We start from the raw sequence: 14,581 nt of genomic DNA on the forward strand, positions 1-14,581 counted from the left end.
TATATATTGCCACCGATGGTAACGGGGAATACCCATGGCGCCGCAGTTCAGCTTTTATCTGAATGCGGATATACCTGCCATTAAGAAAAAAGAGGACATCATGTTCAAGAAGACCATCGTGGTCGTTGGGTTTCTCGTCGCCGCCGGTGGCGGGGTGGTCGCGAGCCTTCCGGCGTCCGCGCAGGCTCCCGGTAAGGACGATCACACGTACCGGAACAACAGTTCGCGCTCGCGTAATTACGCCGCGCGTCACTATCACCGCAACTGGAACCGGAACTGGAGCTCGGACGACACGGTGAACCGCATCCGGCTACCCTTCACCAGCACCAACACCCTGACCCCGACCGTCAACGTGACCCCGGCGCCCTCGGCGATCACCGACGTCACCGTGCCTTCGGCCTCCCAGGCCCCCGCACCGTGATTCACCGCGCCGGCGACGTCTCCATGACGAGTGCCGCGGGAGGCGGCCGAGGCTAAGCGGGCCACCGCCGAAGACGGTTAATGGCTTGCGTACGGCGGGCCGCGTCTGTTGCGGTGGCGCGGTGGACGTCTCCGGAGCCGAACTGGCCCGCTCCTTCGCCGCCGAGGTCGTCGAGCCGCTTCTCGACCGTGTCCTTCCCGGGCTGCCGTACGCCACGGCGCGCCTGGGCTCGGGCTCGGACGTGCTCGGTCTCGACGACGCGATGAGCCGTGACCATGACTGGGGCTGTCGCCTGACGCTGCTCGTGGACGACGGCGCGCCGGTCGCGCGGATCGTCGAGGTGCTCGAGGAGGAGCTGCCGCGGACCTTTCACGGCCGTCCGGTGAGATTTCCGGTCACGTGGGACGCCGCGCCCACGCACAACGTGGAGACCGCCACGGTCGGGGACTTCGCCGCCGGACGGCTGGGCGTCGATCCGCTCGGCGGCCTCTCGGCGCGCGACTGGCTCTGCCTGACGGGGCAGAGCGTGCTCGAAGTGACCGCCGGTCCCGTGTTCACCGACCGGACCACCACGCTCGCCCGGTGCCGGCAGACGCTGCGCTGGTATCCGCCGGACGTCGAGCGGTACGTCCTGGCCGCCGGGTGGAGGCGCCTGGCCCAGCAGCTGCCGTTCGTGGGGCGGACCGCCGAGCGCGGCGACGAGCTGGGCTCTCGCCTCCTGTGCGCCGAGCTGGCCGCCGACGTGATCTCGCTGGCCTTCGCGCTGTCCCGCCGCTGGTCGCCGTACGCCAAGTGGCGTGGCACGGCCTTCGCGACGCTCCCGATCGCCGGCCGGCTGGATCTGGAACGGGCGGTGTCGGCGTCCGGCTGGGAGGAACGGGAGCAGGCGCTGGCCGACGCCGCCGAGGCTCTGCTGGACCTCCAGCGGCAGCGAAGCCTGCCGGCGCCCGCGCGTGCCGTCACGCCGTTCTGGGAGCGGCCGTACCGGACGATCGACGAGGCGGTCGTACGGGGGCTAATGGCGGAGGTCACCGACCCGGAGATCCGCGGCCTTCCGCCGGCCGGATCCGTCGAGCAGTGGGCCTCCTGCGTGGACGTCCTGTCACACGCGGGACGGCGGGCGTCGCTGCGGGACGTCTACGAACGCTGGAGCCGGCCGCCCGCGCTTTTCATTCCGTGACGACAGTTGTACGGAATGGATATGTGGAAGCCGTCCGTGAATCTTTCGTCACCACTTGTTGGGATGTTCGTCAGGGGTTTTCTCGGCTCATGCCGCGCGGGTAAGGGGGTGGGGTCGGCCGGATACGGCCACCGTTTCCGGGTAATCCTCTCCGGCCCGGTGATCGAGCAATGGTCCGGCGCCTTCCCGATTTCTTTACCTGACCATGGTGGTCAGTGGGCCTGACCGCAGGTGTACGGTGGCCGCGGAACCTCTTCGGGTCCGCTGTGCCGGCCGGTGACGCCCAGAATTCGCGCAGGTGGGACGCTCGGCGTTCCTCGACTGGAGCCTTGACCAGGCGGTCATCGTCATCGTCAGCCCTCGCGTCCGATCCGCGCCCGCACGCCCGGCAGGGCGTCGCCTTCCCGGCGGAGCGCCGGAACCAGAGCCTTTGCCTGATATGTGAAGAATGTCTGAAAGATGGCTCACTGTCCTGTTCTTGTGTTTCCGGAACGTTATACCGGCAGGCTCATTTCAGGTGTTAATCTGCCCGCCAGATAAGCCCAAGGAGTGGGTCCCTCTTTGGGTAATACATCCATTGCGCAGCGCAACATTGTTGTGCCGTGCCCGAGCTGAAAGTCCTTGTCTCGCGTTAAGTGGGCGATCCTCGACGACGCGATCATCGTCTAAGCCTGACCGATTTAGACTTGTTGGACGGTCGATAAATGACACTTCAGCCTGTCTCGGTGCCGGTGGGCGCCGTTACCACGCCCCTTTCCGAGCGTGCCCTCTCCTTCGCGCGAAATTCGCTGTTCGGCGGCGACCGTCAGGTGTTGCACGGGCCCAACCCGTACCGGCGGATGCTCGCGCCGGAGACGTTCCCCGAGATCGACTTCGCTCACCCGCTGACCGCCCGTGACCGGGGCACGTACCGCTCACTGGCCGCGCATCGGCTGCTCGGCACGTTCTATGAGTCCGAGACGGTGCTGCTGCCCGAACAGGGGCTGAGTGAACTCCGCGGCGACTTCGACGAGTTCTACGGCGCCGGGCTCCGCCACCTGCGCGAGGCCACCGTCTCCGACCTGGAGCGGTTCGTCTTCGACTGCCTTGCCGACGAGGTGGACGTCAGCGGAGACTGCACGGTCGACGTCCTCGACGCGTACTTCCAGCACGTGACCGACGAGTCCGAACAGGGGGAGTCGCCGGCGCTGAACGCCATCGCCGCCGCCCGGCGGCCCGAGGTGGCCGCCGACACCTACCTGGTACAGCTCGCGCTCGACGGGCTCACCGAGGCGTCGGCGATGTCGCGCAACCTCGCCGGAGCGTACGGCCCCGAACAGTCGGCGCTGTTCAAGATCTTCATCGACGAGTTCGGCTACGGCGTCTACGACACCAAGCACACGACGATCTTCGCCAAGATGCTGCGCAGCCGCGCCATGGCGACGCATGTGCACGCGTACTGGAACTTCTACCTGGCCGGGCCGCTCGCCACCAACAACTTCTACTACTACGTCTCCCGCGACCACGCGAAGTTCTTCCGCTACGCGGGCGCGGTCACGTACGCGGAGGCCGTCTTCGCACCGGCGTTCGTGAAGATGATCAAGGTCTACCGCGAGATCTTCGGCGACGACGTCGACCTGCACTACTGCGACGAGCACGCCCACATCGACGAGCACCACGGGCGCATCACCCGCGAGCAGGTCCTGCTGGCCCTGGCCGACAAGCACGGGCCGGGCGTGGTGCCCGAGCTCATGCGCGGCATCGCCGAGGCGCGCCTCATCGGCGGCTGGTTCGAGGAGGACACCGCGGCCCAGATCCGGTGGGCCGACGCCATCTCGCGCCACCGCGAGCTCGGCGCCGCCGCCCGTACCGGCGAGCCCCGGGCCGTACGCGCGAGCGCGGACGGCCCCTTCGGCACCCGCAGCCACGACGGCTCGGTGGTCCTCGTCGTGGACGCGGGCGAGGCCGACCTGGTCACCAGCGCGACCGGCGAGCCGGAGCGGCTCGTACGCGGCGACGCCGTGCTGATCCCCGCGGGCCGGGTGTACGGGGTCAAGGCCGTCTCACCGGAGTGCCGGTACCTGCTGCACCCGGTCGCCGACGAGCCCACGACATAGGCCCGGGTTCCCTTCACGGGTCATGCCGACCGGCATGTCCCGATCCGAGCATGCCCCCACGCCCGAAAGAAGGAGCCGATGAGTCGCGTCGTGGTGATGGACCTGCGCAGGCACAACACCGTGCTGGTGGGTCACCACCGTTACTTCGTGTTCGCGCCGGACGGGCGGCCGCTGCTCGTCCGCGACCGGTGCCCGCACCGCGGCGGGCCGCTGAGCCTGAGCCGCCAGACCCCGGACGGCCGCCGGCTCGTCTGTCCCTGGCACGGCACCAAGGTCGGCACCGCGGCCGTGAAACGTACCTCCGTGCCGATGGTCCGCAGCGGCGACGAGGCGGTCGTGCTCCTCCCGGACGTGGAGGAGGACACGCCGATCACCGTCATCCACAAGCGCATTCTGGCCAACCTGCCGCCGGAGGCCGGGCAGGAGAGGACGCGGCCCTGCCCGGTGGGGGCGACGGGCGTACACGAGTAGCCGATCGACGATCCGCCGGGTGAACGGCAGAGAAGACGGGTGATCGAAGATGGAAGACGACGTCCAGGCCGGGAGCCTGGTCGACGCCGCCGAGGCTCGGCGGGAGGCCGCGAGACCGAACGTCGAGGGGCTGATCGACTGGGGTCACGCCCTGTACGAGGAGGGCCGGTACGACGAGGCGGCCAAGGCGTTCGAGTTCGTCCTCGGCGTGGAGGACGGCAACTGGCGGGCGCTCATCGGCCGCAACCGGGCGATCCGCCGGAGCGTGCCGCGCTGGCACTGGGAGATGCTCCACGACGAGCTGCGCTCGGAGCTGTACGACAAGGCGATCCGGCACATCGTCTCGCCCCAGCACCTGGTCCTCGACGTCGGCGCCGGCTCCGGGCTGCTGTCGATGATGGCCGCGCGCGCCGGCGCCCGCCAGGTCGTCGCCTGTGAGGCCCAGCATCCGGTCGCCGAGGTCGCGCGCCGGGTCATCAGCAAGGCCGGGCACGACGACGTGATCACGGTCGTGCCGAAGATGTCCACCCGGATGCGCGTACCCGGCGACCTGCCCCGCCGCGCCGACGTGCTGGTCACCGAGACGGTCGACTGCGCGCTGCTCGGCGAGGGCATCCTGCCCACGATCACGCACGCGCGCGAACACCTGCTCACCGACGACGCGATCATCCTGCCGTGCGGTGGACGCGTGTTCGCCCAGCTCGTGGAGAGCCCGTCGCTGTACCGCAAGAACCACGTGGGGCAGCTGTACGGTTTCGACCTCACCGAGTTCAACCAGCTGTCCTCGATCGAGTACTTCGACTCGCGGCTCCGCCACCACGAGCACCGCATGCTGTCGGAGCCGATCGAGGTGTTCCGCTTCGACTTCTACCGCGACACCGCCGAGCCGCGGCGCGCGGAGTTCGTCGTGCCGCCGTCGGTGGCCGGCACCTGCCACGCGGTCGTGTTCTGGTTCGAGCTCGACCTGGTGCCGGGCCTCAGCCTCGCCAACTCCCCGAGCACCCCGAACACCCACTGGAAGCAGGCCATCCAGTGCCTGCCCGTCCCCATCCACGTCCAGCCGGACGAACCACTCCTGCTCGACGCCCGGCACGACGGTGTGAACATCCACTTCACCGCCGTCGCCAGCGGCGTGCGCACCCTCACGGACGGAGCCGCGGAATGACGATCGTCACCGGGGTGGACACCGGCCCCATCGAGGCCTACTGCGCGCAGCGCGTCTTCCGGCCGGGGCCGGAGGTCTACATCACCGGCAACCCCTACCACCGGCCGATCAGCACGACCGGCGTGGGCGACCTGGACTTCTCGGCCCCCGCCACGGAGGCGGAGTTCCTCGGGTACCGCCAGCTCATCGCCGGCCGCATCCTGTGCAACGCGTACGAGAGCGACATGATCCTGCTGCCTCCGGGCGGGCTCGCCACGGCCAAGGACGACTTCGACCTGTTCTACTCCGACGAGGTACGCCGGCTGCGCGACACGATCCGGCCCGGCCTGGAGCGCCATGCGTTCTCCTTCCTCGACGACGCGGTGACCGTGCCGCCCGTACGCACCCTGGAGGAGCTCCAGGCGTACTTCCTGGGCGAGGTCGGCGGCGCGGGCGCGCCGGCCGACCACACCGGGAACAACCCGGCGGTCGACACGGCCGCGCCGGTGAGCGGCACCATGCGCGCGATCACCGAGTGCCGCCACGCGGAGGAGGCGGCCGGGATGCACCTGATCCAGCTCGCCCTCGACGCGCTGACCGAGGCGTCCGCGATGGCGCGCAACCTCGGCGGCTCGTACGGCGTGGAGCAGTCCGAGCTGTTCAAGATCTTCAACGATGAGTTCGGGTACGGGCTCTACCCCGCCAAGCACAGCACGATCTTCAAGGGGATGCTCGCCAGCGTCGGGCTGCGCACGGACCTGCACGCGTACTGGAACTTCTACCTGACCAGCTCGCTCGTCGGCGTGAACTACTTCAACTACCTCACCGAGGACCACCGCGGCGTGTTCCGGTACATGGCCGCGGTGACCTACCTGGAATGGCTGTTCGCCCAGGGCTTCGCCGACACCGGCGCCATGCTGCGCGCGGTGTTCGGCGACCGCGTCGACACCAAGTACTGCGACGAGCACGCCCACATCGACATCCACCACGGCCGGATGACGTACGAGAACCTGCTGCTCGGTTTCGCCCGCGCGCACGGCGACCTGGTCATCCCCGAGCTGGTCCGCGGCATCGAGGACACCAAGCTGCTGCTGCGCCTGGGCGATGAGGACTTCCGCGCGCAGATCCGCTGGGCCGACACGCTGGAGGAGCACACCCGCCTGGGCGCCTCCCTCGCCACCGCGACGCGCGACGACGCCGAGGTCGGCAGGCTGCGGCCCGGCGACCCGTTCTCCACCCGCGTGTACGACGCCGACCGGGTCATCGAGGTCACCGACGGCGAGGTCGACGTGCACGCGTGGGCGACCGGCCGGCCGTACCGGCTCGGCAAGGGCGACGTGCTGCTCGTACCGCGCGCGCGGCTGCACGGCCTCACCGCGGTCTCGGCATCGGCCGACGTGGCCGTACGGACTCTCGAAGGGAACCCGGCATGACCGACGCCACGAACCCGGTGGGTTCCTACAACGAGTGGGATCCGCTGGAGGAGGTGATCGTGGGGGTCATCGACGGCGCGGCCGTGCCGCCGTGGCACCCCGCGATCGAGGCGACCGTGCCCCCGGAGGCCTGGGAGTTCTACCGCCGTAACGGCGGCGGGGCGTTCCCGGCCGAGCAGGTCGAGGCGGCACGCGAGGAGCTCGACGGGTTCGTCCGGATCCTCGAGGACGCGGGCGTGACCGTACGCCGCCCGGACCCGGTGGACCAGTCACGCCCCTTCGGCACCCAGGCCTGGCAGTCCACCGGCGGCTCCTCGCACACGTTCCCGCGCGACATCGCGCTGGTCGCGGGCGATCAGATCGTCGAGGCCACGATGGGCTGGCGGTCGTACTACTTCGCCACCCACCCGTTCCGCACGATCTTCAAGGACTATTTCCGGCGTGGCGCGGGCTGGGTTGCCGCGCCAAGGCCGGAGCTGACCGACGCCTCCTACAACCCGGGGTACGCCGCGGCGAAGGGACCCTCGCGAGACCCGTTCCCGCCGGAGTCCTCGGTCATCACCGAGTTCGAGCCGATCCTGGACGCCGGGGACTTCATGCGGTTCGGCCGCGACATCCTCGTGCAGCGCAGCCACGTGACGAACCGGTTCGGCATCGCGTGGGTGCGCCGGCTGCTCGGCGACCGGTTCCGGGTGCGCGAGGTGGCCTTCGTCGACGACCACCCGATGCACATGAACGCCACGTTCGTCCCGCTGCGGCCGGGCAAGGTGCTCATCAACCCCGAGCGGGTGCCGGAGCCGCCGGAGCCGTTCCGCGGCTGGGACATGATCGTCTGCCCGGAACCGGCCATCCCGGCGGACCAGACGATGTACTTCTGCAGCCGCTGGATCGCGATGAACACGCTGATGCTGGACCAGGAGCGGATCTTCGTGGAGGCCCAGGAGACCGAACTGATGCGGCTGCTGGAGAAGGAGGGGTTCACCCCCATTCCGGTGCCGTTCCGCACGGTCAACACGTTCGGCGGCGGCTTCCACTGCGCCACCCTCGACGTCCGCCGCCGGGGCGGGCCGGAGGACTACTTCACCGACTAGCCCGGGGCTCCGCCGTCCCCGTCCCCTCCCATCCCGATCGAGGTCCGCATGCCACACCGCCCGCCGGCGGGCGACGACCGCCCGCTCCTCCTTCTCGTCGCGAGCAGCTACTGGGTCTACCGCGCCTACATCCTCGAGTCGGTGTCGGCGCGGTACCGGCTGTGGCTGCTGAACCCGACCCCGCCCACCTGGGAGGACCCCTACATCGTGGGCCACACCGTGGTCGACTGCCTCGACCTGGACAAGCTGACGGCGGCGGCCCGCGAGGTGGCCGACCACCACGAGATCGCCGGGGTCTACTGCTACGACGAGGTCTACGTGGAGACCGCGGCGCACCTCAGCGGCGCACTGGGGTTCACCACCTTCACCCCGGACGCGGTCGCGCGCTGCCGGGACAAGAGCGCGACCCGCGAGGCGCTACGGAAGGCCGGGCTCCCGCAGCCCGCGTCGAAGGCCGTCTCGTCCCTGGACCAGGCCCGCGCGCTCGCCGCCGGGATCGGCTACCCGGTCATCCTCAAGCCCCGCAACCTCGGCGGCAGCATGGGCGTGCGCAAGGTCGAACGCCCGGAGGAACTCGACGCGGCGTTCGCCCTCACCGACGGGGTCCGGATGGGCCGCATCCGCCAGTTCGAGGACTACGTGATCGTCGAGGAGTTCCTCGACGGTCCCGAGATCTCCGTCGAGTGCGTGCTGCACCAGGGCGTCTGCACGCCGCTGATCGTGGCGCGCAAGTTCCTCGGGGCGGGCACGTTCGCGTTCGAGGAGGTCGGCCACGACGTGGACGCGAACGATCCGCTGCTCACCGACCCGGTCATGCACGAGATGGCGCGCCGCGCGCACGAGGCGGTCGGGTTCACCGACGGCTACACCCACATCGAGTTCAAGCTCACCGGCGACGCGATGCACGTCATCGAGATCAACGCCCGGCTCGGCGGCGGGATGATCCCGCACCTCGGCCGGCTGACGTCCGGCCGGGACGCGCCGCTCGCGGCGGCCGGCGCCGTCGCGGGCCGGGCGCCGGACGTGACGCGCCCCGGGCCGCTTCGCGCCGCGTCGGTCCGGTTCGCCTATCCGCCCTACGACATGGAGGTCACCTCGGCGACGGCGCACCGGGAGTTCCTGCGTCCGCCCATCGTCGAGATGGAGGTCGGGACGCAGCCCGGCGCGCAGGTGCGGCTGCCGCCGCGTGGCCTGGCCCGCAGCGGCTACGTGATCGCGGTCGCCGAGACGCTCGCGGAGAGCCGCGCGGCCGTCGCCGACACCGAGCGGTTCTTCACCTTCACCGGGACCCCGCTGGAGCCGATCTCATGAGCGGGCGGATCGGCAGGCACCGGACCCCGGTGGTCGACTCATGAGTGCGGGCGAGCCGCATCCGACCGTCCTGTCCACGCTGCGGACGATGAGCGGGCCGGTCCGGGTCCTGGTCCTGGGCAACCTGATCAGCAACCTCGCCGCGTTCCTGAACGCGTTCCTGGTGCTGTTCCTCACCGGGCGGGGTTTCAGCGCGGGGGAGAGCGGCGTCGTCCTCATGGCGCTGATGGTCGGGCGGATCTCCGGATCCGCGGTGGGCGGCTCGGTCGCCGACCGGGTCGGCTACCGCTGGGTCGTCGCCGGCTCGATGGCCGGGACCGCCGTGCTGACCGCGGCCATCGTGCACGTCCCCAACGTGTGGGTGGGCGCGCTGGTGGCCTGCGGCGCGGGCCTGACCGCGAACGCGTACCGGCCGGCGGCCATGGCGTGGATCGTGGAGCTGACGCCGAAGGACCGGCACGTCATGGTCTTCTCGCTGCTGCGGCTCACGTTCAACGTGGGGTCGACGGTCGGCCCCCTGGGCGCCGCGATCCTGCTGGCCTACGCGTCCTACGACACGTTGTTCTATGTCGACGCCGCGACCTCGCTGGCCTTCGGCGTCGTCGCCTTCGCGACGCTCGGGCCGGGCCGCGGGCCGGCCACCGCTTCGGGCGGGAAGGCCGTGGGCGAGGTGGAACGCCCCGGCTACGGGCGGGTGCTCGCCGACCGGCGCTTCATGCTCGTGGTCCTCGGCCTGTTCCTGACCGCGCTCGCCTACATCCAGAGTTCGGCCGCGCTGCCGCTGTTCGTCAAGGGGTCGGGCCACAGCGCGCAGGTGTACGCGACGCTGCTGACCGTCAACGGCTTCCTGGTGATCGCGTTCGAGGTGCTGCTGTCCAAGTGGACGCAGCGGCTGCCGATCGGCGTCCCCATGGCGGCCGGGATGGCGCTGCTGGGGATCGGCCACCTGCTCTACGCCGGGCCCAGCCCGGTGGCGATGCTCGTGCTCGCCACGGTGGTGTGGACGTTCGGGGAGGTCGTCGCCGCGCCGTCGATGATGGCCTATCCCGGTCTCGTCGCCCCGCCCGCCCTGCGCGCCCGCTACATCGGCGCGGCGACGACGCCGCAGCAGGTCGGCTACGCCGTCGGGCCCCTCATCGGTACGGCCGGGTGGCATGCCTGGGGCTCCGGCGTGTGGGTGCTCACCGGAGGCTTCGCGCTGGCCGCCGCGGTGCTCGTCGCGGTGGGCGCGGGGCTGCGCCGCGGACGCTCCGAACCGGAGCCCGCCGAGCCCGCCCTGGCCTCCTCGGCCGACGCCCAGTAAGGACCCCCAAGGAAAAGGTGAACGTCATGGACAGACCAGTCGTCGCGATCGTGCAACCCTTCACCTCGGCGGCGATGATCGCGCCGGCGCTGCGGAAGGCGGGCATCAGCCCGGTGGCCGTGATCGACTACGCGGTCCCGGCGTGGGGGTCGCTGTTCTCCTCGCACGAGCCCGGCAACTTCGACGCGATCATCAACCACCACGGTGACCTGGCCGGGACGACCGAACGGCTCCGGGCGCTCGGCCCCATGGCCATCATCCCCGGCCTCGAGTCGGCGCTGCACCTGGCGCAGGACCTCTCGGACGCGCTGACGCCCGCGTACTCCAACGTCCCCGAGCTCGTGGACGCCCGCCGGCACAAGTACGTCATGCACCAGACCGTCGCCGCCGCGGGCCTGCCGATCCCCCGGCAGGTCTGCACCAGCGACGCCGGCGAGGTGGCCGCCTGGATCGAGCGGGAGGGACTGACCGGCCAGGACCTGGTGATCAAGCCGACGAGCAGCGCGGGCACCATCGGGGTGAGCCGCGCGCCGGGCGGGCACGGGTGGCGTGAGCGGTTCGACGCGCTGCTCGGCACCCGCAACAAGCTCGACGAGGTGGCCGATGAGGTGCTCGTCCAGGAGCAGCTGACCGGCATCGAGTACGCCGTCGACACCGTCAGCCACGACGGGCGGCACTCGGTCACCGACATCATCAGGTACAAGCGGGTTCCGTTCGGCGAGGGCATCGCGGTCTACGACAGCGTCGAGTGGCTGCCCTACGACCGCGACGCCTACGGCGACCTGATCGACTACGGCCTCGGCGTGCTGGACGCGGTCGGGCTGCGGAACTGGGCCGCGCACACCGAGATCATGATGACGCCGGACGGACCGCGCCTAGTGGAGATCAACGCGCGCCTCGCGGGCGCCGGCAACCCCGCCGTCACCGAGATAGCCACCGGCGGAAGCCAGGTCACGCGGATCGTGGACGTCTGCCGGGGGATCGGCGGAGAACTGCCGCCCGGCTACACCCTCCGGCGCAACGTCATGGCGGTGTTCCTGATGTCGCACTCGACGGGGATCGTGCGCAACGCCGAGATCTACGACCAGGCCCGCGAGCTGCCCAGCTACCACTCCCCGGTGCACGTCGTGCGGACCGGCGACCACGTGGACGCCAGCACCGACCTGCTCGCCAGCATGACCATGGGCTACATCATCCTCGCGCACGAGAGCAGCGAGCAGATCCACGCCGACCGCGAGGCCATCCGGAAGATCGAGAAAGACCTGATCGTCACGCCGGACGCCTGACCACCCCCACGACGAGGAGCCAACGGATGGTCACCGAGAAGTACCTGGACGCCTGCGCGGCGGACGCCGCCCTGCGCGACGTCGTGGCGAACGCGGAGTTCCCCGAGGCGCTGTACGCGGCATGGGGCGAGTACTTCCTGCCGCGCCCGCTGTTCTGCGCGGAGGACCGGATCCGCCGCGCCGCCGCCGACGTCGCCGGCCTGTTCGAGCTGATGGTGTCGCTGCCGGACCGGCTCTTCGGCGGCGACGTCCGCGCGTACTGCGCCGCGATCGGCGCCGACGAGCGGCGCACGGAGCTGATGGCCCGGTTCACCGGCGAGCAGCCCCTGTACGGCCGGGCCGACCTCTACGACGACGGCCAGAACTTCCGCCTGCTGGAGTTCAACGTCGGCAGCGAGCTCGGCGGGGTCGACGTCAGCGAGATCAACCATTCCCTGCTCGCCGTGGAGCCGTTCGCGAAGTTCGCGGCGGAGCACGGCCTGACGCACGTCGACACCCCGGCGGCCATGGCCCGGCAGTTCGCCGAGGCGACGGGGAAGGAGGCGCCCGTCGTCGCGACGGTGGAGGCCGTCGGCGGCATGTCGCCGTACTACGCGTCCCTGCACCGTTCCTTCCAGGAGACCATTCGCGGGTACGGCGTCGAGACGGTGTACGGAGAGCTCGACGACGTACGGGTCGAGGGCGGCCGGGTGTACCTGCGGGACCGGCCGATCGACCTCCTCCTGCGCTACTTCTCCGTCAACCAGGTGGCACGGGACCCGCGCAACGACGAGTACGTCGAGGCGGTCACCCGCGCGCACGAAGAGGGCCACGTCGTCCTGTGGACCCCCCTGAACAGCGCACTGCTGTCGTTCAAGACCTGCCTGCCGCTCGTCTCGGACCCCGACTTCCGTGCGGACCTGTCGGCGGAGGAGAACGCGCTGATCGATCGCATCCTGCCCTGGACACGGACCCTCACCCCGGAGCTGGCCGACCTCGTACGCGCCGAGCGCGAGCAGATGATCCTCAAACCGTTCGCGGGCCTGGCGGGCCAGGGCATCCGCGTCGGCTGGGAGCAGACCGACCGGGAGTGGGCCGAGACGGTCGCCGACTGCCAGGGCGGGGACCACATCGTGCAGCGCCGCGTCGACCCCGCCCCGGAACCGGTCATGAACCCCGAGACCGGCGAGGTCGAGGACTGGCGGGCCGTCTGGGGGATCTTCGCCTTCCCGGCCGGGTACGGCGGCGTGCTCTGCCGCGCCCTGCCGCCCGGCACGGGGTCCGTCGTCAACCTGCAGAGCAAGGGGGCGAAGGTGGCCTCGGCGTTCCACTACTGACGCAGAGCCGACACGTGGGGCGGGCATACCGGGCCGACCGGCCGCCCGCCCCGGTCCTTCTCACGTGCCACCGGCGATCCCGGCCCGTCGTACGGACGGGGACTTCACGACAGGCGCCGCTGGGTAGGCATAGGTCCTATGCGCACCTCGGGCAGCTTCGCCAGGACCCCGTACAGGGCGGCGTTGTTCTTGTTGATCAGTGCGAGCAGCCGTGCCGCGCCGGTGGGCAGTGAGTCGAGATACGCGGCGTCTCTTCGCGGCCAGGTGCCCGGGGCCGCTCCGGACGGCATGATCCCGCTCAACCCGAGCTTGGTCTCGGCGATCAGCCTGGCGTTCAGGGCGACGTCCGCGGTGCTCATGGGCGATCTGAGCACGGGCGAGCCGGTGTGCGGGGGCGATGTCCGATGGCCTTTGGCGACCGTGCCGTCCCGAACCGGCAGGTTCTGCACGATGAGGACGTCCGCGGCGAGCGCCGCGACGGCCATGCCGCCGCCGAAGGCGAGCCTGCGGCCGTAGCGGCGGCGCGGGAGGGCGCGCCGGTTCGTCGCGGAGCCTGTCGCGATGTGGGCCATGACCCGTCGTTCGGCCACCGCCAGGTCGATCTCTGCCGGCACCTCGTCGCGAAACCGCACGACCTGGGTGGTGTCATCCATCCACGACCTCATCGACCCCGGTGCGCTGCGGCGCCCGTAGTTCGCGCACCTCTTCGCGGCGATGTCCTCGGCGGACTCGGCGCCGAGCCGGCGCGCCGTGTAGCGGGCGATCTCCTGCCCGTGCCGACGGAACAGCACGGCGAACCTCTCCGGCTCCTCGACCGACCAAGCGATGATCTCCGCGTCGTCGGGTTCCGATGAGGACAGGGCATCGGGCGGAGCGGGACTCGCTCGTTTCATGGGCGCACCTCTCGCGGAATGAACCGGACACCCCTACTTGCCCGCCCATGCCTCTCAGGTCCGTCTTTTTCGGTGGCGTTCAGTCCCAGGCCACGCGCAGCACGGTCGTGGCGGACAGCGGGTCCTCGCCGCGATGGGTGGCGAGGACCCCCTCGCCCTCCGGGGTGTTCGTGTAGACCGGTGCTCCGCCGGACACCCAGGTGTTCCAGGCCGCGGCGAAGCCGTCCGCGCGACCGCGGTTCTGCCCGAGCACCGAGGGCACCGCGTGGTAGACGACGCCGTCCGCGCGTGCCGTGCCCGCCAGCCACTCCTTCACCCGTTCCCGCGTGGCACCGGGCCGCAGGACGTACCGGGGGATCACGTAGCGGGGCGCGGCGATGGGGGAGAGCACCTCGTCCAGGGCGAGGGCGAACCGCTCGGAGGTCACGGCGTCCACGGCGGCGAGGGACAGCCGGTACGACCCGTCCGGCTCGGCGCGCGCGACCACGCCCTCGGCTCCGTGGCGCGACAGCCCGGCCGCCTTCAGCCCGTCCGCCACGGCGCAGGCGAACCGCAGCAGCGGAGGCTCGCCCATGGCCTCCTCCAGCAGCCGTTCCGCCCGTCGTAGCGCGCGGCCGCGGCGCACGCCCAGGGCCG

General features: G+C 70.6%; 12 protein-coding genes and 1 pseudogene. 11 read left to right on the top strand and 2 right to left on the bottom strand.

The genetic code is table 11. The features are described 5' to 3' along the window. Nucleotides 1–34: 34 nt before the first annotated feature. The 11 genes from ACFFNX_RS06405 (at nucleotide 35) to ACFFNX_RS06455 (ending at nucleotide 13,052) form a co-directional block, all read left to right on the top strand. The gene (locus ACFFNX_RS06405) at nucleotides 35–421 is read left to right on the top strand and encodes a hypothetical protein (protein WP_378196671.1); all 387 of its coding nucleotides are present in this window, start codon (nucleotides 35–37) and stop codon (nucleotides 419–421) included. Nucleotides 422–542: 121 nt separating this feature from the next. Continuing rightward, nucleotides 543–1,601, top strand: a complete 1,059-nt coding sequence (locus ACFFNX_RS06410) for a DUF4037 domain-containing protein (RefSeq protein ID WP_378196674.1) — start codon at nucleotides 543–545, stop codon at nucleotides 1,599–1,601. 704 nt (nucleotides 1,602–2,305) lie between these two features. Next, on the top strand, nucleotides 2,306–3,697 hold the full coding sequence (locus ACFFNX_RS06415) for an iron-containing redox enzyme family protein (RefSeq protein ID WP_378196675.1): 1,392 nt from the start codon (nucleotides 2,306–2,308) through the stop codon (nucleotides 3,695–3,697). 78 nt (nucleotides 3,698–3,775) lie between these two features. Beyond that, nucleotides 3,776–4,168 carry a Rieske 2Fe-2S domain-containing protein gene (locus ACFFNX_RS06420; RefSeq protein ID WP_378196678.1) on the top strand — a complete coding sequence of 131 codons (393 nt, stop codon included), beginning with the start codon at nucleotides 3,776–3,778 and terminating at the stop codon, nucleotides 4,166–4,168. A gap of 49 nt (nucleotides 4,169–4,217) precedes the next feature. Beyond that, nucleotides 4,218–5,333 (top strand): 50S ribosomal protein L11 methyltransferase, encoded by a 1,116-nt coding sequence (locus tag ACFFNX_RS06425; RefSeq protein WP_378196680.1) that lies wholly within the window; start codon nucleotides 4,218–4,220, stop codon nucleotides 5,331–5,333. Further along, nucleotides 5,330–6,745 carry an iron-containing redox enzyme family protein gene (locus ACFFNX_RS06430; RefSeq protein WP_378196683.1) on the top strand — a complete coding sequence of 472 codons (1,416 nt, stop codon included), beginning with the start codon at nucleotides 5,330–5,332 and terminating at the stop codon, nucleotides 6,743–6,745. The genes ACFFNX_RS06425 and ACFFNX_RS06430 overlap by 4 nt, the downstream gene beginning before the upstream one ends. Next, the gene (locus tag ACFFNX_RS06435; protein WP_378196685.1) at nucleotides 6,742–7,836 is read left to right on the top strand and encodes a hypothetical protein; all 1,095 of its coding nucleotides are present in this window, start codon (nucleotides 6,742–6,744) and stop codon (nucleotides 7,834–7,836) included. The genes ACFFNX_RS06430 and ACFFNX_RS06435 overlap by 4 nt, the downstream gene beginning before the upstream one ends. Nucleotides 7,837–7,884: 48 nt before the next feature. Then, a complete protein-coding gene (locus tag ACFFNX_RS06440; protein ID WP_378196688.1) occupies nucleotides 7,885–9,147 on the top strand; it encodes an ATP-grasp domain-containing protein in 1,263 nt (420 codons plus the stop codon). A 40-nt stretch (nucleotides 9,148–9,187) separates the two neighbouring features. Beyond that, complete coding sequence (locus ACFFNX_RS06445) at nucleotides 9,188–10,450, top strand: MFS transporter (RefSeq protein WP_378196691.1); 1,263 nt, start codon at nucleotides 9,188–9,190, stop codon at nucleotides 10,448–10,450. A gap of 26 nt (nucleotides 10,451–10,476) precedes the next feature. Next, nucleotides 10,477–11,736: an ATP-grasp domain-containing protein gene (locus tag ACFFNX_RS06450; RefSeq protein ID WP_378196694.1), complete on the top strand. Its 1,260-nt coding sequence runs from the start codon at nucleotides 10,477–10,479 to the stop codon at nucleotides 11,734–11,736. Nucleotides 11,737–11,762: 26 nt separating this feature from the next. Continuing rightward, entirely contained in the window at nucleotides 11,763–13,052 is a 1,290-nt protein-coding gene (locus tag ACFFNX_RS06455) for a hypothetical protein (protein WP_378196697.1), read from the top strand. A 104-nt stretch (nucleotides 13,053–13,156) separates the two neighbouring features. Here ACFFNX_RS06455 and ACFFNX_RS06460 read toward each other — a convergent pair whose 3' ends face one another. Both ACFFNX_RS06460 and ACFFNX_RS06465 read right to left on the bottom strand, forming a co-directional pair. Then, entirely contained in the window at nucleotides 13,157–13,945 is a 789-nt protein-coding gene (locus ACFFNX_RS06460) for a hypothetical protein (RefSeq protein WP_378196700.1), read from the bottom strand. A 79-nt stretch (nucleotides 13,946–14,024) separates the two neighbouring features. Beyond that, nucleotides 14,025–14,581 (bottom strand): annotated as a pseudogene (locus ACFFNX_RS06465) (DEAD/DEAH box helicase family protein); the annotation flags it as partial.

The organism is Actinoallomurus acaciae, assembly GCF_042429965.1.
Lineage (GTDB): Bacteria > Actinomycetota > Actinomycetes > Streptosporangiales > Streptosporangiaceae > Actinoallomurus > Actinoallomurus acaciae.